Here is an 18,632-nt window from a genome sequence, read left to right as displayed (position 1 = left end):
GGTCATGGAGGAAAAGTCATATTTTTCCGCAGGATAATCAGAATGGGCTATGCAGTGTGTCCCATCATGCCACCAGATGTCCCATGGCTGGCATTTCCGCGAGAGAAGACGGTCAACTCAACGGCCTCAGCCGGTATTCGGTCGGGCTAAGCCCCGTGTGATCGCGAAACGCACGGGCAAAGGCCGCGGCCGAGCCATAACCGGACGCATGGGCAATTTGCTTGATAGGCCGTGCCGGGTCCAATGACAGCAGTCCTGTCGCATAGGTGAGGCGGGCCACCCGAATGCGTTCTCCTATGCCACTGTTCCTGTTTTCAAAGGCACGATAAAGATGAGTGCGGGAGCAACCCAGGCTCTGCGCAATCGTCTCTGCGGTCAGGTCCGGATTACCAAGGTTCAGTTCAATATAGCGGCATGCCGCCACATAAAGCGCACTGCCATGACGCTCACCATCCAGCGGTGCATCGGCCCGACCGGCCTGTGCTATGGCCCCCAAGGCGAGATCCGCCGCCGCCTTCATGGCAATCTCGCCTGCTTCTGCGTCGAATTGCTCCCCTTCACGTGCCATCGTCATCAGATGAGATGCCAGCATGGCCGTCAGCCCGCCCGGCGGCAGGGAAACAACGCCATCCGCCAAAAGCTCATCCCGCGCGCCAAGGGCCCGGACGACACGGTCACGGTCCAACATCAGGTAGAGATGGGAAAGCCCTCTTGTTTCCGTTGTCATCGGCCGGGCACCATCCACCACAGTTACGCCTGACAAGGCCGTCAGGGTCTGCCGACTATCCTGTCCATAATCCAGGTTCACCTGGCCCGACAATGGAATTGTAAAGAGAACGAAGGCACCGTCAGGTTTGGCAAAATGCGCGATCGTGTCATCGGAGCGCGTCAAGCCGAAGCCGGTGCCGTCCTCGCCGACGCTATGAAGCAGTTCCGCACGATAGTTCTTTGCCTTCTGCCGGTCTGGTATTTCGAGATCAATCAGGGGGTGCAGACTGCGCCAGAAATCAAAGCGGTGATCCTCGCGTTGCGACATCGTCGACAAACGCTGAAAGGGCGCCCCTGCCCCGGTGCTGCTGTTTTTCGCCACTTGCCCCCCAATGCCCATGCGGACTGAAATAACCTGGAAGTCCCCTTGGAACCGCCACTCGCCTTTTATCTAAAATCCAAGGTAATTGTGACAGCAATCCACGATCGACGGAAGCCCCCGTCGGGCGCATCCTTTCTCCCCCGTCACAAGAATAGACTGGGGCAGGGTCTTTTCGCCTTCGTGGTATGCACTTATAGTATTCGCCAAAGAGAAGAATGCCTGCCTTTGTCAGGCTTCCCAGGGAGCATAGGATCGACATTCATGGAAATGCCGAAACCCGACGCCGATGTAATCGCGCGTCGTCTCAATATCGCTGAAGATTTGCGCCGGATCGTGCCCGGCGAGGGCGTGATTGTCGACGAAGACGAACTACGTCCTTTCGAGACCGACGGCCTCACCGCCTATAAGACCCTGCCGCTGATTGTGGTTCTGCCGGAAACGGTGGATCAGGTGGCCGACGTGCTGAAATACTGCCATGAGAATGGGGTAAAGGTTGTCCCGCGCGGCGCTGGCACCTCGCTCAGCGGCGGCGCGCTGCCTCTGGCCGACGGCATCCTGCTGGGCTTGTCCAAATTCAACCGTATCCTGGAAGTCGATTACGACAACCGCTGTGCGCGGGTCCAGCCGGGCGTCACCAATCTGGGGATCAGCAACGCCGTAATCGCCGACGGTTTCTATTACGCGCCCGACCCGTCCAGCCAGATCGCCTGCACCATTGGCGGCAACGTGGCGGAAAACTCCGGCGGCGTGCACTGCCTGAAATACGGCCTGACCACCAACAACCTGCTGGGCATCGAACTGGTCACCATGAACGGCGAGATCATGCGTATCGGCGGCAAGCATATGGATTCCGGTGGCTATGACCTGCTGGGCCTGCTGACAGGGTCGGAAGGACTGTTAGGGGTTGTTACCGAAGTCACCGTGCGCCTGCTCCCCCGGCCGGAGACAGCCCGCGCCCTTTTAATCGGCTTTGACAGTTCTGAGGCCGCAGGCGATTGCGTTGCCGCCGTCATCGGCGCGGGGATCATCCCCGGCGGCATGGAGATGATGGATCATCCCGCCATCAATGCGGCGGAGGATTTCGTGAATGCGGGTTATCCCCGGGACGCGGAAGCCCTGTTGATCGTGGAACTGGACGGTCCGGAAGCGGAGGTGGACTATCTGATCGACCGGGTGAAGGAAATCGCCGAAAGCAAAGGTGCAACATCCCTGCGTATTTCCCAGACTGACGAGGAACGGCTCAGTTTCTGGGCCGGGCGCAAGGCCGCCTTCCCCGCCGTCGGCCGGATCACCCCGGACTATTACTGTATGGACGGGACCATCCCGCGCCATCAACTGCCCAAGGTCCTGTCGGAAATGCGCCGCTTGTCCGATCATTACGGATTGGGCGTCGCCAATGTGTTCCATGCAGGCGACGGCAATCTGCATCCGCTCATCATGTATGACGCCAACAAGCCGGGCGAGTTGGACAAGGCAGAAGAATTCGGTGCTGATATCCTCAAGCTTTGCGTTGAAGTCGGCGGTGTACTGACCGGGGAACATGGGGTCGGTGTTGAAAAACGCGACCTGATGGGGTCCATGTTCAACGAGGCCGACCTGAAACAGCAACAGCGAGTCAAATGCGCCTTTGACAGCGGCGGATATCTGAACCCCGGCAAGGTGTTCCCGGAGTTGCATCGCTGTGCGGAACTGGGCCGCATGCATATTCACAAGGGGCAATTGCCCTTTCCCGACATCCCGCGTTTCTGAGGGGCCATTCATGACTGACTTTTCGACCCTGAAACCGGAGACGCCGGAACAACTTCTTGAGGCCGTATCCTGGGCGGCATCCGAAGAAAAGCCGCTAAATCTGCACGGCCTGAACAGCAAGGACACGATCGGTCGTAGCGAGCGTACTGCGACGAACCTGGACCTGAGCGGGATCAGCGGCATCACCCTTTATGAGCCAGAAGAACTGATCCTCTCTGCCAGGGCCGGAACGCCATTGGCGGAAATCGAGGCGGCACTTGCCGAGAAAAACCAGATGCTGGCATTCGAGCCGCCGAACTATGGCGCATTGCTGACCGGCAGCCGGGATAACAAGGGAACCATCGGCGGGCTGATCGCAAGCAATCTTGCCGGTCCTCGCCGGGTGCAGGCGGGTGCGGTACGGGACCATTTCCTCGGTTTCAAGGCGGTCTCTGGCCGGGGCGAAGCCTTCAAATCAGGCGGACGCGTGGTGAAAAACGTCACCGGCTATGACCTTTGTAAGCTGCTTTGCGGCAGTTGGGGCACGCTGGCGGCCATGCATGAAGTCACGGTCAAGGTTCTGCCGCGCCCGGAAAAGTCCCGCACTGTTCTGGTGCGGGGCGTCGCCCTGAAAGACGCCTCCCGGGCGATGGCATCCGCCCTCAACAGCCCGAATGAGGTTTCCGCCGCCTGCTGGCTGCCGGAAACCGCCGCCGCCCTGTCGCAGGTCGATTATGTCCGTCAGTCGGGAGCCTCGCTTATCGCCATCCGGGTGGAAGGCCCCGCCCCGTCAGTGGCCTATCGCTGTGACGACTTGCGCAAACGCCTCGCGGGCTTCGGCGAAACCGAAGAACTCCACAGCCACAACAGCAACACCTTCTGGACCGAAATACGTGACGTCTCCCCCTTCTGTCAGGCGGGTGATGACCGCGTGGTCTGGAAAATTTCCACCGCCCCGTCAAATGGCCCTTCGGTCATCGCAGCCTTACGCGAGTTGAAGGGGGTCGATGCCTTTCTGGATTGGGGTGGCGGCCTGATCTGGCTGGCAACGGACGCGCCCAAGACCGGCGCCGACGGCCTTGTCAGGGATGCCGTTTCCCAATTCGGCGGACATGCGACCCTGATCCGCGGCAGTGCAGATCTGCGCGCCGCCATCCCGGTTTTTGAACCGCAGCCCCCCGCCCTTACGGCCCTTTCCAAACGGTTGAAGGCCAGCTTTGACCCACACGGCCTGTTCAATCCGGGCCGTATGGTGGTGGGAGGATAACGGAATGCAGACGAATTTCACGCTGGCCCAACTGGCCGACCCGGATATCCAGGAAGCGGAAAGCATCCTGCGCAAATGCGTGCATTGCGGCTTTTGCACGGCCACCTGCCCGACCTACGTCACCCTGGGCGACGAGTTGGACAGTCCGCGCGGACGCATCTATCAGATCAAGGACACGCTGGAGAAAGGTAAACCGGCGTCCGACAAACTGGTCAAACATATCGACCGCTGCCTAAGCTGCCTGAGCTGTATGACCACCTGCCCGTCGGGCGTGAATTACATGCATCTGGTGGACCACGCCCGCCATCATATCGAAAAGACTTATCAGCGCCCGCTGCCGGAACGGATGCTACGGACCATATTGGCCACCGTCCTGCCCAACCCGGGACTTTTCCGCATCGCGCTTGCCGGGGCCTGGCTGGCACGGCCGCTGGCCCCGCTAATGCCGGGACGGCTGAAAGGCATGATCCGCATGGCGCCCAAAAAGCTGGAACGTCCGTCCCTGGCCGACATTCCCCAGACCCACCGTGCGAATGGGGCTTGTAAGGGGCGGGTGGCCTTGATGACAGGCTGTGCGCAGCAAGTTCTGGACCCGGCAATTAATGAGGCCACCGTGCGCCTGCTGACCCGTTGCGGCTATGACGTTGTTATCCCCGATGGTGCGGGTTGCTGCGGGGCGCTGGTCCATCACATGGGAAAGGTGGAAAAAAGCCATGCCCAGGCAGGTGCCAATATCAATGCCTGGGTCAGGGAAATGGATGGCAAGGGTCTGGATGCCATCATTATCAACGCATCGGGCTGCGGCACGACGGTAAAAGACTACGGCTTCATGTTCCGCACCGATGAGGCTATGGCGGAAAACGCCGCCCGCGTCTCGGCCCTCACCAAGGATGTCACTGAATTCCTGTACGATATCGAGTTACCGGCAACCGAGACGTCGGCAAAACTGCGCGTGGCCTACCATTCCGCCTGTTCCATGCAGCATGGTCAGAAGATCACCGACCTGCCCAAACAGCTTCTGACAAAGGCGGGTTTTGAGGTTGTCTCACCCGCCGAAGGCCATCTCTGCTGCGGATCGGCGGGGACTTATAACCTGATGCAGCCGGAAATCGCCGACAGGCTGAAACATCGCAAGGTCGCCAATATCGAGGCAACGAAACCCGATGTGATTGCCGCCGGCAATATCGGCTGCATGACCCAGATCAGCAGCGGCACGGAAATCCCCATGGTCCACACGGTGGAGCTTCTGGACTGGGCAACCGGCGGCCCCAAACCCGAAGGGATAGCCTGATGCCGGACCTCTCCTTTCGCCATGCGGAGGCTGATGACCTCCCCGCCATTGTCGATCTTCTGGCCGACGATGAAATCGGCGCAACGCGCGAGGACAACAGCCGCCCTCTCGCCGCCGACTATACCGAGGCCATGGCCGCCATTACGGCGCAGGAAGGCAACGACATTCTGGTCGGGGAGATTGATGGCAAGGTTGTCGCCTGCATCCAGTTGACCATCATTCCCGGTCTCGCCCGCAAGGGTATGAAACGCGCACAGATCGACGGTGTACGCGTTTCATCCAGGCACCGTGGGAAGCAAATCGGCACGAGGGTTTTCAAATATGCCATAGAACAGGCCCGCGACGCCGGTTGCGGCCTTGTGCAGCTCACCACCGACATACGCCGCCCGGATGCCAAACGCTTTTACGAAGCCCTGGGTTTCGAGGAGACCCACGCCGGGATGAAACTGTCCTTCTAATCGCGCCTAACTGCCTGCGGCACCCGCGATCCTGTCCGCATTCTGGTACTTGCTGTCATACGCGCGATCCAGTCCCAGGCGCGGGTGAACAACCATGGCCAGTCTCGCCATCCCAAGCATGACAAAGCTGGTGACCAGATAGACGGCGGCCAGGTCAAAGCTGCGCAGGACAATGGAGAACACACCCGGCGCAGAAATTTCCGCCACATCGCGATAGGTGGCATAGACCGATGTCATATCGGACCGTTCACCCGGTTTGACCGCCAGCAGGAAGGTCATATTCCCGACAAGATCCAGCAGCACCACAAAAACGGCGGACAACAACAGGAAACCGACCGCTACATAGGGATAGTCGATAGTGGCCGCGATTGCCGCGGTTGACAGGCCTGCCCCCGCAAAGCCCAGGGTCAGGACGCGGCGCAAACCTTTGGCCCGCAAAAAGCGCGTCAGCAGCGGCAACAGGAACAAGAACCCGGACGCCGTGGAGACCAGCATCCCGCCCACCATCGCGCCAAGCCCTGTCTGCACGGCAAAGATCGGCGTATAGATAAACAGCATGGCCCACCAGGAACTGCGCCCCAGGGCAACAATCCAGCCGAGAACCAGACGCGGACGCCGCAGGAACTTCCCGATATTCGCCAATGGATTGGGGGCGGGCCTGCGCGCTGCCCCGATCGGCGACTTGTCCGACAGGCGCAAGCGCCAGAAATAGGTCAGGCTGATCAGGGCGAATGCAAGCCCCGTGGCATAGGCTGCTTCCGGGGCAACCTGGGTATAGAGAAAGGTGCCGAGGGCAGGGCCGGTCGTCCAGGCCACAGCAGAATAGAAAACCCGCTTGGGCTCTGCCTTGCTCAGTTCATGCTTGGCGATATAGTCCAGCACATAGAGGTTGAGGCAGATGGTCAGGGTGACCGTCCCGATGACCCGGAACAACATGCCCGCAATCTGGCCTTCCAGCGTACCCGCCATCATGGATGCCGGCGCAGCCGCCAAAATCAGCGCCCCGCCTGTATAAACCCACCGCCGGGCCGTCCACTGAATAAACAAGGGCACGCAAAAGCCACAGGCAATGCCGACCAGACCAATCAGAAAATAGAGGCTGCTGACCGAGCTGGCATCACCCAGATATCGCAGGGCATCGAGCGGCAGGACCGAGGACATCGTCGCGCGGGCAAAGCTTTCAAAGGTGAATAGAATTGCAAAAGCTTCGGCGCCGGGAGCGCCTGCCTTACGTAGCCAGATTGGGTGACGAACATGCATCTTTCTATGGGGCGGAACGTAACCGCCCGATCCTAAATGGGTGATGCCCCTATAGATGGCCAAAGATTGGCTATTTGAGAAACGATTTATTTATCGCAGAATGATCGAAAATATCGATAGCCTTTGCGGAGACGCCCTATGCATCTGGATCAAATTAGAACATTCATCGAAATCGCGAACACCGGTAACTTTAACAAGGCAGCGGAAAAACTGAACGTTACGCAGTCCACCATCAGCGCCCGTATTCGCGGTCTGGAAGAGGAATTGGGGCGCAGCCTGTTCAACCGCAGCCATTCCGGGGTGACACTCACCGCCACCGGTCAACAGTTCCAACGTTATGCCCTGAACATGATGCGACTTTGGCAGCAGGCGCGCCTGGAGGTCAAACTCCCCAAGGGCTATAGCGGGATCATCGGCCTTGGTGCACAGGTCAGCCTATGGGATCGTCTCGTCCTGCGCTGGATGCCCTGGATGCGGAAGAACGCACCGGACATCGCCATCCGGGTGGAGGCCGATTATTCCACCAGCATGTCACGCCAGCTTGCGGACGGCATTCTGGACCTGGGCGTTATGTATTCCCCCCGGCAGATGTCCGGCTTCATCATCGAGCCGCTGCTGGAGGAGAAACTGATCCTGGTCGCCACCGAAGAAAACGCACCGCCGCCCGAGAAAAATCCCGGCTATGTCTTTGTTGACTGGGGGGATCAGTTCCGCGCCATTCACACCGAAACTCATCCCGACCTGCCGCCTCCTGCTGTTGCGGTAGGACTGGGCGCACTGGGATTGCAATACATCCTGAAAAACGGTGGTTCCGGCTATTTCCCGATCCGGGTCGTTCAATCACAGATCAAGTCGGGCCGCCTGTTCCCCGTGCCCGACAGTAAGGAGATCAGTCGTCCGGCCTATATAGTCTATTCCTCGCGCCCCCGGGATGAACATGCAATGGAGCGCGCGATCACAGGGCTACGCGACGTGGCCTCACGCCACAGCCAGGAATTCTAATCGGCCTTTTCCACCTCGAGGTACAGCAGGCTGTGGTCGGAAAACTCGTTTGACCATTGAAGTTGCTCGGCCTCCGTCGGCTGCTGTACCCACCCCCTGACATCCACCTGCGCATTATTTGCGAAGGCTTTGAACGTCATATGTTCCGCGGCAATGACATGATCCAGGGCCGATTTGACCGTCGCGCCGCCCAAAACCCCGATCCATGACGTGTCATGGCTCTTCACCAGTTTTTTCATCTCCCGGCGGGCCGCACTATGGCCCAGTTCGTCGGCCTCCGTCTCGCCTGAAACCAGAACCCGGGAATCGGTCGGGTAGTTCACGCCCATGGTGTTCAGGTCCCCGATCACCATGAAATTCGCCGGATGGTCTGCCAGGGTGGGATCATCCTGACGCCGTGCCTCACGCGCCCGGTTCAGCGCATTTTTGAGGTTGAATGCCTCTGCCAGCATGGCCTGACGCAGGCCAAAACCTTTCGGATCAGGCATGCTTTTGGCGTGCATGAAGAGAATGCTGTAATCATCCCCATCCACATGCAGGGTAAGGAGCGCACCGGGGCGCAACGTCAGTTGCTGGGATTTGAACTCGTCGCGTTGGGTAATAAAGGCAGTCAGCCCGGACCGCACACCAACAAGGATTTCCTGCATCTGGATTCCCTCGCTGATGAAAAAGTTATAGTCAGGCAAGGCGCGGACGAATTTGGAATAGACGTCCCGGCCTTCAACTTCATAAATGGCGAAAACATCGGGCCGGTTGCCGCCATTACCCGCCTGCAGGAAGTCGATGACGCGATCCAGGCGCCGGTCCCGCTCTGCCCTCGAAAGCCCCCGTTTCCGGCCCAGATGTTCCACATTCCACGATGCCAGCGAAAATGCCTTGGTCATCCACCCGACTCCCCGAAAAGTTGTCCGGTGGATATCCTAGCACCTATTTGGTGAAACCCCTATGACGGGATATCAATGCGCGGGCGCAGACCCCATCGCCGTCGGCTTGCGCACCAGCGGCAACATCACCAGGGCCAGAACGAAAATACCGGCCATTGCGAGATGCACATCGTTAAAGGCAATCATGGTCGATTCACGCCCTACGATATTCGTGATGCTTTTCATCGCCGCCGCCCCCGGATTGCTTATCCCCAGAGACTCATATCGTGCGGTGAGAAGCGCCAGAGTGTTCTGGAAAGCCGTGCTTGCCGGATTGATATGGTTGGCCAACTGATCGAAATGCAGGTCAATCCGGTTGTCCAGAAGCGTATTGATCCCGGCAAGACCAATCGCCCCACCAAGGTTACGGGTCAGGTTGAACAGGCCGGACGCATTTTTCAGCTTTTCCGGTGGCAATGTCCCCAGCGCCAGGTTGGTGATCGGCAACATGCAGAACATGATCGCCACACCGCGCAGCGCCTGCGGCAGGATCAGCTCATTGAAGGAAACCTGGCTGTTCTGGAAACCGTTCAGCCCCAGGCCTATTGCGAAAAGGATCAGTCCAATCGTCAGCAAGGTTCGCGGCGAGACCACGCGCATCAACCGCCCGGAAATTGGTGCCGAAATGAACTGGCAAATCCCCGTGATCGCCATGATCGTACCGATCTGCAGGCTGTCATAGCCCCTTACCCGAGCAAGTAGCAGCGGCAGGACATAGACGCTGCCGTAAAGGCCGATCCCCAGGGCAAAGGAAAACAGACAGCCAACGGCAAAGTTCCGGTCACTGAACGCGGTCAGGTCAACGATCGGCTTGTCATAGCGGATCATACGCCAGAAAAAGTAAGCGGCCGAAACGGCACAGATGATCGTGCCGTAAATGATGGCCCGCTCATCAAACCAGTCATCCTTCGGCCCTTCGTCCAGCACATATTCCAGGCTGCCTAGGAAAACCGCCATGGCAAAAAGCCCCGACAGATCAAACCCGCGCAGAAGAGAACGATCGCCTTTGTCGATTTTCATTGTCGCCGCCACGACCAAGGCAACCAGAACGCCGGGACCTACATTGATCAGGAACAGCCAGTGCCAGGACATGGACTGGGTCAGATATCCGCCAAGTGTCGGCCCGATTGTCGGCGCCATGGTGGCGATCAGGCCAATCATCACACTGGCGCCGTTCTGTTTGCTTTTCGGGAAGATCATATAGGTTGAGGCAAAGACGGTCGGGATCATAGCCCCGCCCAGAAAGCCCTGCGCCGCACGGAACCAGATCATGGATTCGATGGACCATGCCATTGCGCTGGCGACGCTCATGATCGTGAAGCCCGCCGCAGAGGCAACGAAGAGCCATCGTGTCGACATCAGCCGCGACAGGAAGCCCGACAGCGGGATCATAACCACTTCGGCGATCAGATAGGATGTCTGCACCCAACCGATTTCGTCCGGACTTGCGGATAGTCCCGCCTGGATGTTTTCCAGGGAACTGGCAACAATCTGGATATCGAGGATCGCCATGAACATGCCGACAACCATCGCCAGCCAGCCGATGAACTGTGTCCTGTCGACAGTCTCTTCCTGAGGGGCAGCAGCGGCCGCACCAACTCCCTCACCTTCATTGGCGGTCCTGCGGGCCATCAGTTAAGACCCGTCAGTTTCTGGTTCGGCGTCACAACGCTGGCAAGCCCCGTGCCCGTTGCATGGGCAGCACCACTGTCATCGCGGATATCTACGTCGACCACGACAGAAAGGCCCGGCCGCAGGGCCTTGGCAAGTTTGCTGTCGTCCAGGCGGATGCGAACCGGGACACGTTGTGTAATCTTGGTAAAGTTCCCCGTGGCGTTTTCCGGCGGCAAAAGACTGAACTGCGCCCCCGTGGCCGGAGAGAAGCTTTCCACCCGCCCGGTGATTTTTGCATCCGGGAAGGCATCGACCTCGATCTCGGCCTTCTGGCCGGGGGCCATTCGCGAAATCTGTGTTTCCTTGAAATTCGCAACCGCGTAGACCCCGGGCAACGGCACGAGCACCAGCAATTGCTGGCCCGGCGACACCAGCGACCCGACCTGGGCGGACCGGTTGCCGACAACACCGTCAAAAGGTGCGCGAATTCGGGTATCATTCAGGGCCTGCTGTGCCAGAGCCTTGGTGGCTGCGGCCTGGGCAACGGCACTTTGTGCTTCGACTTTTTGCGCCTTCAGGACGGAAAGTCGCCCCTTTTCAACCGCCAGCGTCGCCTGGGCGGCGTGCAACCCCGCACGCGCCTTCTGGCGGTCGGCCTTGGCGTGGTCGAATTTCTGGCGACTGGCAGCGCCCTTGCCGACCAGGTCCTTATAACGTTTGAAATCGTCACTGGCCCGGCCCAGTTCCGCTTGTGCAATGTCCACATTGGCAGCAGCCTGAGTGATGGCGGCCTCCTGAAGGGAAATCTGCTCATGCATGGTCTCGAGCGCCGCCTTCTTCAACTGCCAGGCAGCATCCGCGCGGTCCAGTTCAGCCCGATAATCCGCATCGTCGATGGCGAGCAGCAAATCACCTTCGCGCACCGCCTGGTTTTCCTTCACCCGCAAGTCTTTGACATAGCCTGAGACCTTGGGCGACACGGCCACCTCATCAGCCTGCAGATAGGCGTTATCCGTGCTTTCATGGAAGCGGCCCTCGGTCAGCCAGCTATATCCATAATAGCCACCGCCACCGATAACCGCTGCTGCCAGAAGGGGAAGAATAACTTTCTTGGGGCTCATCTGCTCACTCAATCTGTTTGGTATTGACCAGTACCATTTTGCGCAATATGGTACTGGGCAGTACCAAGGTCAAGTAAAAAGCTCGGGAATAACGATTGTCCACCCTGTCAAAAATCGATCAAAAGATGGAAATGCGCCGCGCTGCTATTCTTGAAGCGGCCCGCAATTTGTTTTGCGAACACGGCCTCTCCGGCACCACATTGGAAATGATCACCGCCGAAGTCGGTGGGTCCCGCCGGACGATTTATGAGTTATTTGGGAATAAGGATGGTGTCTTCGAGGCCGTTGTGCGTGACAGCACAAGCAAGGTCATTGACATCATCAAGGAAATCAACTTTACGGATTTGCCGTTGCGCGACGCCCTGATCGAATTCGGCATGAACCTGATGACCTTCCTCACCCAACCGGAAACCATCCGCTGTCTGCGCCTGTTCCTGGGCGAGGTTCCCCGCTTCCCCCATATGGGCAAAGTGTTTTACGAAAGCGGGTTGATGACGGGCCGCCGTATCCTCAAGTCATACTTTGAGGAACAGATGGACAAGGGTGAAATGCCCAAGGTCGACGCCATGCAGGCCGCCACCTTCTTTATGAGCCTGATGAAGGCGGACTATGACTTCCGTCAGATGACCCAGGTCGGGTGGGAACCCAACACCCCCGACCTGAAGCAGCATGTCACCAATGCGGTAGACATGTTCCTGCGCGGCTATGGCATCCCATCAGCCGCGCCGGTCCGGACAACAGACTAGAACAATCAGTTCCTGTCGCCAAAGCTGGCGTCATAGGCTTCTTTCTGGCGCCTCAACGCCACGATGGTGTTGCGCATCAGAACGGAGACCGTCACGGGCCCGACGCCGCCCGGCACCGGTGTGATCCACCCGGCCACTTCGCTAGCGCTGTCATAATCCACATCACCGACCAGTTTTTCCTGCCCGTCTTCCTCAATCGCATTGATGCCGATATCAATGACAGCCGCGCCGGGTTTGATCATATCGCCTGTAATCAGGCGCGGCTTGCCCACCGCCACAAAAATGGCATCGGCCCGGCGGGAGTGGATCGGCACGCTGCGCGTCATATGGTGACAGACCGTCACGGTTGCCCCTTCGGCCATCAGCAGAAAGGCAATCGGCTTACCGACAATTTCCGAATGTCCGATGACCACCACTTCCAATCCCGCCAGCGGCAGGCCGGTAGCCTTCAGCATTTCAACGGACGCCGCTGCCGTACAGGGCGCCAGATCCACCTCGTTATAAACGATGTTACCGATCGACGTCGGGTGCATCCCTTCCACATCCTTCAGCGGATGGATGGCCCCCTGCAGGGCCTTGACTGAAATCTGTTCCGGCACCGGACGCTGAATGATAATCCCCGATACTCTGGGATCCACATTCATATTGGCAACGGCGGCCTGCAGTTCCGCCTGGGTTACATCGGCGGGAAAGTTCCGTTCTTCGAAGCCGATGCCGGACCGTTCGGCCACACGGCGCTGGTTGCGCACATACACATCAACAGCCTCAACATCGCCGACCGTGATTGATACCAGTTTTGGCGCCCAACCGGCCTCGGTCAGTTCGGCCGCATCCGCGGCGACCTGCGCCAGGATCTTATCGGCAATCGGCTTGCCCCGGAGATCTCTGTCACCCATCATTTTCCCTATCTGCTTTGTTTTCGTCGTGCCACACGAATGTCGCCAATCTATGGCTCACAACACTCATCCCCAATCGAAAATAAGTCCGCAAGCCCTAAAAATGCGACATGACAGCGCTCCATAGGGCAAAACCATTGCGACTGGAATGACATTCATCAAAGATCGAAAACGAAAATTATGTCTTGTTAAGGGTTCCAGGCCTATTCAATCTTTTGGGGTATGGTTTGAACACTATGAGGGGTATAGTTCCTCAATGGGAAAGGCAGAACGCTATAACCTTCAGGAGATACTTGCCGGGACGTCGGATAACGATGTTGCGTTACAGTTCCTTGAAGCCCTGCCCGTCGCCGCAGTCGTCCTGGATGCGGATGACAAGGATGTTCTCTGGGCAACGTCCCATTGCCGCGAACTTTTCAATATTCCTGATGACGGGGACCTGAGCCTCATTAAAAACGAGCTTGTCCGCTCACCCGACCATGCCCGAAACCTTCGGGACAAGCTGAAACAGGACGGCCGCATCCAGGCCCGTGAGGCTGTCGTCATGACTGCCGACAACAGGTTGATCGTTGTCCTCATGGACCTCGGCCTGGTCGAGCTGAACGGCAAAATGCATCTTGCCTTCTGCCTGCAGGACATCACAGAGCGCAAGGAAGCCGAAGCCGAACTGTGCCACGACGCCGAAGCCGACAAGCTGATGAGCAATATTTCCGGGCAGTTGCTCGGCATCGATATCGCCAATGCCATTTCGGACTCGTTGCGCAATCTGGGCATCTATCTGAATGTTGACCGGGTCGCCCTCGCACCATTGACGGATGAGAGCTCCGTTATCCGTGCCCGCCAGTGGATCAGTGACCGTATCGACGGCGAAAACCCCGGCATTCATACGATCCCTCTGCCCTCTCTGCGTTGGATCGAGCAATCCCTCAACAAGGGGAAAGCGGTCCTGCTGAACAAGCTGGACGATTTACCATCCGAAGCGGCACTGGATCGGGACATTCTCGAAGAGACGGGACTGAAAGCCCTACAAGTCCACCCCATCATGTTCCAACGCAGCCTGATCGGCCTTGTGACCATGGAATGCTATACAGAAGACCGGCAGTGGACGTCGCGGGAATCCGACCTTCTTACCCAATTCTGCAACGTGATCGGCAGCGCCATCGCCCGACAGCAGGCGGAACGCCGCACCCGTCATGCGATGAAGCGCGCCGAAGGAGCCCTCAAAGCCCTGGAAGGGGCCCAAAGCCAGTTAATCCATGCAGAGAAAATGGCCGCGCTTGGCGATCTGGTCGCAGGCATCGCCCATGAGACCAGCACCCCTCTCGGCAGCGCGGTCACAACAACCAGTGCGTTGCGCGCACGCACCAAACAATTGGCGCGGGCCTTTGAAGAGCGAACCATCAAACGGTCGGATATGGAAACCTATCTGGACTACAGCCGCGAAGGGTTCCAGATTCTGGAAACCAACCTGCGACGTGCGGCCGACCTGATCCAAAGCTTCAAACGCGTTGCCGTGGATGTCAGTCATGCGGAAATCCAGACCATCAACGTGTGTGAATATCTGGAAGATATCCTGCGCAGCATCCGGCCCCGCACAAAAAAATTCAAAGAGGTGGAAATCTTCCTCGACTGCCCCGACGACCTGGAAATCAATACCGAACCCGGGGCCCTGTCACAGGTGATCACCAATCTGATGACCAATGCCCTGATCCACGCCTTCGACAACGACCTGTCTTCCAAGGGCCGTATAGGAATAGAGGTACATCAGGCCGGTGACGAATTAAGGCTGGCCTTTACCGACAACGGCAAAGGCATGACGCCTGAGGTTCGTGAAAAGCTGTTTGACCCTTATTTCACGACCAAACGGGACCAGGGCGGCAGCGGCCTTGGTATGCCCATCATTCAGGATCTGGTCAAAGAGACGTTGCATGGCCGGATTATCGTGACCTCGGAACCCGGCGAAGGCAGCCAGTTCCACATCACTTTTCCCGCCGACCTGACCAAGGTCGTGGCCGCCCCCAAACCCGGCGGCGACCACAACTGACCTTGAATTAACGGCCCATGCTGTTGGGCAGATAGGTTGCCAGTTCAGGCACCCAGACGATGATGGCCAGGGCCAGCACCATCAGCAGGAAGAAAGGCAACGCCGCCTTGGCGATTTCCAGGATGTTTCTCCCTGTCAGCCCCTGTAACACGAACAGGTTGAAGCCGACCGGCGGCGTGATCTGCGACATCTCCACGACGATCACCACGAAGATACCGAACCACAGGGTGTCGATACCAACCTTTTCAACCATCGGCAAAATGACCGACGTGGTCAGGACCACAACAGAAATACCGTCCAGGAAACAGCCGAGAACAACAAAGAAAACCGTCAAAGCCGCCAACAAGGCATAAGGCGACAGCCCCATGCCTCCGATCCATTCGGCCAGCATCCGCGGAATACCCGTGAAGCCCATGGCAACCGTCAGGAAGGACGCGCCCGCCAGGATGAAGGCGATCATGCAGCTTGTCTTGGTTGCCCCGACCAGACCATCGCGGAAGCTTTCCCAACTCAGATCACCACTCAGCCAGGTCAGCAAAAGCGCCAGCGCCACACCGACTGCTGCTGCATCCGTGGGGGATGCCACACCGGCGTAGATCGAACCGACCACACCGGCAATCAACAAGACGACCGGCAACAGGCTGCGGGTTCGCTTGACCTTTTCGATAAAGCTGAGCCGTTCAACATCGTCAGGAACCTTGTCACGGTTCAGCAGCGACCAGATCGCGACATAGCCCATGAACAGGCCGACCAGCAACGCGCCCGGCAGAATACCGGCGACAAACAGACGGGCGATGGACTGGTCCGTCGCCACGCCGTAAACGATCAGAATGATCGACGGCGGGATCAACAGCCCCAAAGTCCCGGACCCGGCAAGCGTGCCGAGAACCATCTTGCTGTCATACCCGCGTTTGGTCAGCTCCGGGATCGACATCTTGCCGACCGTCGCGGCGGTGGCAGCCGACGAACCGGAAACAGCGGCAAAGATCCCGCAGCCCAGCACGTTGACATGCAACAGGCGCCCCGGGAGGCCGCTCAGCCAGGGTGACAGGCCATTGAACATGTCCGACGACAGACGTGACCGGAACAGGATTTCACCCATCCAGATAAACAGGGGAAGCGCCGCCAGGGCCCAACTGTTGCTGGCCCCCCAGACGGTTGACGCCAAAACCTGCCCCACAGGCGCAGAGGTGAAAATCGCCATGCCGGCGAGACCGACACCTAATAACGACAGCGCAACCCAGATACCGCTTCCCAACAGGAAAAACAGAACCACCAGGAGAACCAGGGCCATCCACAATTGTTCCATGACTTATTCTCCCGATTCCGCAAGATCCGGCTCGCCATGGGCCTGTTCCGCCCCCTTCAGAACGGCAACGAAAGCATCCAGCAAGGCAATTGTGAACACGATGAGCCCCAAGGCCAGGGCGCTTTGAGGAATCCAGAGCGGGACCGGTATAATACCGGGCGACATGTCGTTGTATTCCCAGGATTCCAGAACAAGCTCCAGCATGTAATAGGAGAAATATGCCGTCATGACCAAGGCAACGGCCACACACCACAGCTCCACAATCCGGCGCTTGATACCAACCAGATGCTGGATCATCAGATTGACGCGAATGTGAACGCCGCCACGGAATGTTCCCGCCAGAGCAAAAAATGAGGACGCCGCCAGGAAGAAGCCTGCAAATTCCGCATAGGACGGAATCGTGTAATCGCCGCTCACCCCCGTGGACCAGCCGATCAGCGCATTTGCGATGTTACAACCGACCTGCGCCAGGACCATTATACAGATAGCCAGAAGAAAAAAGGCCGCCAGACCAGTACTGGCCTTATACAACCCATCCAGAGCGTTTCGCATATCATCTCCCCGCCCGGTAGTGTTCTATTTAAATGAAAACTGCGCCGGTAACAGCTACCGGCGCAGTATCATAGTGCTTGGCTTTTAGCCTTTGAAGTCACGCAGGATTTCAAGACCATCCTTGCCGGCTTCTTTCAGCCATTCAGCAGCCATTGCCTGACCGATGGCATTCAGTTCTTCAGCCAGAAGCGGGCTTGGCTTGGAAACCTTCACACCGTGCTCTTCCAGGGTTTTGGTCTTGGCAGAGGTTTCCGCCTTGGACATTTCCCAACCGCGCTTTTCCGCACGGGCAGCAGCCGCCAGAACAGCTTCCTGCACGTCCTTGTCCAGACGGCGGAAGGATTTCTTGTTCACGACCACGATGTTTTTCGGCAACCAGGCCTGGGTGTCGTAATAGTTGGTGACAAAATCCCAGGATTTGGAGGATACGCCCGTGGACGGCGACGTGATCATCGCGTCGACACGACCCGTTGCAAAGGCCTGCGGGACATCCGGAGCCTCAACCTGGGTCGGGGCCATACCAGCCTTGTCGGCCAGCATCTCGGTGCCGGCGTTGTAGGCACGGAAGGACAGGCCCTTCAGGTCAGCCAGTTCGTTGACGTCTTTCTTGGTGTAAAGACCCTGCGGCGGCCACGGCACGGCATACAGGACTTTCAGGCCCTGCTGGTCCAGCAGTGCTTCGATCTTCGGACGCGATACATTCCACAGTTTTTCAGCAGCGTCATAGCTGGTTGCCAGGAACGGCAGGGTGTCAACGCTGAAAACCGGGTTTTCGTTGCTGAGACGCGACAGCAAGAATTCGCCAACCGGCACCTGGCCGCTGCGAACAGCATTCTTGATTTCAGGATGTTTGAACAGCGAACCGGCGCTGTGAACCTTGATCGTCAGCTTGCCATCGGTGCTTTTCTCAACATCCTCGGCAAATTTGTAAATGTTTTGCGTGTGGAAAACGGAATCCGAATACGGAACCGGCATGTTCCATTCATCAGCAAAAGCAGCAGTGGCCGACAGAGCCACTCCAACCGCAGCGGCGATTAGATGCGTGGGTTTCATAGATACCTCTCCCTTTGAGTGTCTTAATCCCCTGCTCCCCGGGCTCCCACACCCGGGTGATTGCACCGGACAAACCCGGACAACCGGCAGGCGAAAACAACGTCTACCACGACCATACCCGAAAAACTCCCATCAGGTGATCGCAAAAATAATGTTGATAAATTATCGATAAATTGTCAATGTAAATTCACTGCGCTGTCATCCTGATTGCCGGACAATTGGGAAACCGGCACTATTTCAGATGACAGCAGGGCCGATGGGAAGGCCAGGTTCATGCT

16 protein-coding genes are annotated in these 18,632 nt (G+C 58.1%); 7 read left to right on the top strand and 9 right to left on the bottom strand.

From position 1 onward, the window contains the following. Positions 1-112: 112 nt before the first annotated feature. Positions 113-1,090: an AraC family transcriptional regulator gene (locus tag IF205_RS07845; protein WP_259782737.1), complete on the bottom strand. Its 978-nt coding sequence runs from the start codon at positions 1,088-1,090 to the stop codon at positions 113-115. Positions 1,091-1,351: 261 nt separating this feature from the next. Here IF205_RS07845 and IF205_RS07840 point away from each other — a divergent pair, with 261 nt between their 5' ends. Genes IF205_RS07840 through IF205_RS07825 form a run of 4 tightly spaced genes read left to right on the top strand, consistent with a single transcriptional unit; the run spans position 1,352 to position 5,834 of the window. Further along, positions 1,352-2,839: an FAD-linked oxidase C-terminal domain-containing protein gene (locus IF205_RS07840; RefSeq protein WP_259782736.1), complete on the top strand. Its 1,488-nt coding sequence runs from the start codon at positions 1,352-1,354 to the stop codon at positions 2,837-2,839. A gap of 10 nt (positions 2,840-2,849) precedes the next feature. Then, complete coding sequence (gene glcE / locus IF205_RS07835; protein ID WP_259782735.1) at positions 2,850-4,085, top strand: glycolate oxidase subunit GlcE; 1,236 nt, start codon at positions 2,850-2,852, stop codon at positions 4,083-4,085. 4 nt (positions 4,086-4,089) lie between these two features. Continuing rightward, the gene (gene glcF / locus IF205_RS07830; protein WP_259782734.1) at positions 4,090-5,376 is read left to right on the top strand and encodes a glycolate oxidase subunit GlcF; all 1,287 of its coding nucleotides are present in this window, start codon (positions 4,090-4,092) and stop codon (positions 5,374-5,376) included. Beyond that, positions 5,376-5,834 (top strand): GNAT family N-acetyltransferase, encoded by a 459-nt coding sequence (locus tag IF205_RS07825; protein ID WP_259782733.1) that lies wholly within the window; start codon positions 5,376-5,378, stop codon positions 5,832-5,834. Before glcF ends, IF205_RS07825 begins: the two co-directional genes overlap by 1 nt. Before the next feature lie 6 nt (positions 5,835-5,840). Here IF205_RS07825 and IF205_RS07820 read toward each other — a convergent pair whose 3' ends face one another. Next, positions 5,841-7,094 (bottom strand): MFS transporter, encoded by a 1,254-nt coding sequence (locus IF205_RS07820; protein ID WP_259782732.1) that lies wholly within the window; start codon positions 7,092-7,094, stop codon positions 5,841-5,843. A 138-nt stretch (positions 7,095-7,232) separates the two neighbouring features. On the opposite strand from IF205_RS07820, the gene IF205_RS07815 reads away from it, so the two are divergent. Beyond that, on the top strand, positions 7,233-8,096 hold the full coding sequence (locus tag IF205_RS07815; RefSeq protein WP_259782731.1) for a LysR family transcriptional regulator: 864 nt from the start codon (positions 7,233-7,235) through the stop codon (positions 8,094-8,096). Here the strand turns inward: IF205_RS07815 and IF205_RS07810 are convergent. The 3 genes from IF205_RS07810 to IF205_RS07800 form a co-directional block, all read right to left on the bottom strand. Next, complete coding sequence (locus IF205_RS07810) at positions 8,093-8,980, bottom strand: endonuclease/exonuclease/phosphatase family protein (protein WP_259782730.1); 888 nt, start codon at positions 8,978-8,980, stop codon at positions 8,093-8,095. The two genes, IF205_RS07815 and IF205_RS07810, sit on opposite strands and share 4 nt — an antisense overlap. A 72-nt stretch (positions 8,981-9,052) precedes the next feature. Continuing rightward, positions 9,053-10,651 carry a DHA2 family efflux MFS transporter permease subunit gene (locus tag IF205_RS07805; protein WP_259782729.1) on the bottom strand — a complete coding sequence of 533 codons (1,599 nt, stop codon included), beginning with the start codon at positions 10,649-10,651 and terminating at the stop codon, positions 9,053-9,055. Next, entirely contained in the window at positions 10,651-11,754 is a 1,104-nt protein-coding gene (locus IF205_RS07800; protein WP_259782728.1) for an HlyD family secretion protein, read from the bottom strand. The genes IF205_RS07805 and IF205_RS07800 overlap by 1 nt, the downstream gene beginning before the upstream one ends. A gap of 95 nt (positions 11,755-11,849) precedes the next feature. Here IF205_RS07800 and IF205_RS07795 point away from each other — a divergent pair, with 95 nt between their 5' ends. Beyond that, the gene (locus IF205_RS07795) at positions 11,850-12,500 is read left to right on the top strand and encodes a TetR/AcrR family transcriptional regulator (protein ID WP_259782727.1); all 651 of its coding nucleotides are present in this window, start codon (positions 11,850-11,852) and stop codon (positions 12,498-12,500) included. A gap of 5 nt (positions 12,501-12,505) precedes the next feature. Here IF205_RS07795 and IF205_RS07790 read toward each other — a convergent pair whose 3' ends face one another. After that, positions 12,506-13,399 (bottom strand): bifunctional 5,10-methylenetetrahydrofolate dehydrogenase/5,10-methenyltetrahydrofolate cyclohydrolase, encoded by an 894-nt coding sequence (locus IF205_RS07790; protein WP_259782726.1) that lies wholly within the window; start codon positions 13,397-13,399, stop codon positions 12,506-12,508. A gap of 253 nt (positions 13,400-13,652) precedes the next feature. Between IF205_RS07790 and IF205_RS07785 the strand changes: the two genes are divergently transcribed. After that, a complete protein-coding gene (locus tag IF205_RS07785; RefSeq protein WP_259782725.1) occupies positions 13,653-15,440 on the top strand; it encodes a GAF domain-containing sensor histidine kinase in 1,788 nt (595 codons plus the stop codon). Positions 15,441-15,447: 7 nt separating this feature from the next. Here IF205_RS07785 and IF205_RS07780 read toward each other — a convergent pair whose 3' ends face one another. The 3 genes from IF205_RS07780 to IF205_RS07770 all read right to left on the bottom strand — a co-directional run bounded on the left by IF205_RS07780 (position 15,448) and on the right by IF205_RS07770 (position 18,354). After that, positions 15,448-16,749: a TRAP transporter large permease gene (locus tag IF205_RS07780; protein ID WP_259782724.1), complete on the bottom strand. Its 1,302-nt coding sequence runs from the start codon at positions 16,747-16,749 to the stop codon at positions 15,448-15,450. A 3-nt stretch (positions 16,750-16,752) separates the two neighbouring features. After that, entirely contained in the window at positions 16,753-17,301 is a 549-nt protein-coding gene (locus IF205_RS07775; RefSeq protein WP_259782723.1) for a TRAP transporter small permease, read from the bottom strand. Between the two features lie 84 nt (positions 17,302-17,385). Continuing rightward, on the bottom strand, positions 17,386-18,354 hold the full coding sequence (locus tag IF205_RS07770) for a TRAP transporter substrate-binding protein (protein WP_259782722.1): 969 nt from the start codon (positions 18,352-18,354) through the stop codon (positions 17,386-17,388). Positions 18,355-18,632 lie beyond the last annotated feature (278 nt).

Source organism: Aestuariispira ectoiniformans (assembly GCF_025136295.1).
GTDB classification, from domain to species: Bacteria; Pseudomonadota; Alphaproteobacteria; order UBA8366; family Aestuariispiraceae; genus Aestuariispira_A; species Aestuariispira_A ectoiniformans.
Note: the sequence above shows the minus strand (reverse complement) of the source record. Positions and strands in the feature narration are given on the sequence as shown.

What these genes read in the sequence shown, in the direction of transcription:
- IF205_RS07800 (WP_259782728.1), bottom strand. Translation starts at nt 11,754, where the DNA reads ATGAGCCCCAAGAAAGTTATTCTTCCCCTTCTGGCAGCAGCGGTTATC.
- IF205_RS07815 (WP_259782731.1), top strand. Translation starts at nt 7,233, where the DNA reads ATGCATCTGGATCAAATTAGAACATTCATCGAAATCGCGAACACCGGT.
- glcF (WP_259782734.1), top strand. Translation starts at nt 4,090, where the DNA reads ATGCAGACGAATTTCACGCTGGCCCAACTGGCCGACCCGGATATCCAG.
- glcE (WP_259782735.1), top strand. Translation starts at nt 2,850, where the DNA reads ATGACTGACTTTTCGACCCTGAAACCGGAGACGCCGGAACAACTTCTT.
- IF205_RS07780 (WP_259782724.1), bottom strand. Translation starts at nt 16,749, where the DNA reads ATGGAACAATTGTGGATGGCCCTGGTTCTCCTGGTGGTTCTGTTTTTC.
- IF205_RS07820 (WP_259782732.1), bottom strand. Translation starts at nt 7,094, where the DNA reads ATGCATGTTCGTCACCCAATCTGGCTACGTAAGGCAGGCGCTCCCGGC.
- IF205_RS07840 (WP_259782736.1), top strand. Translation starts at nt 1,352, where the DNA reads ATGGAAATGCCGAAACCCGACGCCGATGTAATCGCGCGTCGTCTCAAT.
- IF205_RS07785 (WP_259782725.1), top strand. Translation starts at nt 13,653, where the DNA reads ATGGGAAAGGCAGAACGCTATAACCTTCAGGAGATACTTGCCGGGACG.
- IF205_RS07825 (WP_259782733.1), top strand. Translation starts at nt 5,376, where the DNA reads ATGCCGGACCTCTCCTTTCGCCATGCGGAGGCTGATGACCTCCCCGCC.
- IF205_RS07810 (WP_259782730.1), bottom strand. Translation starts at nt 8,980, where the DNA reads ATGACCAAGGCATTTTCGCTGGCATCGTGGAATGTGGAACATCTGGGC.
- IF205_RS07805 (WP_259782729.1), bottom strand. Translation starts at nt 10,651, where the DNA reads ATGGCCCGCAGGACCGCCAATGAAGGTGAGGGAGTTGGTGCGGCCGCT.
- IF205_RS07790 (WP_259782726.1), bottom strand. Translation starts at nt 13,399, where the DNA reads ATGATGGGTGACAGAGATCTCCGGGGCAAGCCGATTGCCGATAAGATC.
- IF205_RS07770 (WP_259782722.1), bottom strand. Translation starts at nt 18,354, where the DNA reads ATGAAACCCACGCATCTAATCGCCGCTGCGGTTGGAGTGGCTCTGTCG.
- IF205_RS07775 (WP_259782723.1), bottom strand. Translation starts at nt 17,301, where the DNA reads ATGCGAAACGCTCTGGATGGGTTGTATAAGGCCAGTACTGGTCTGGCG.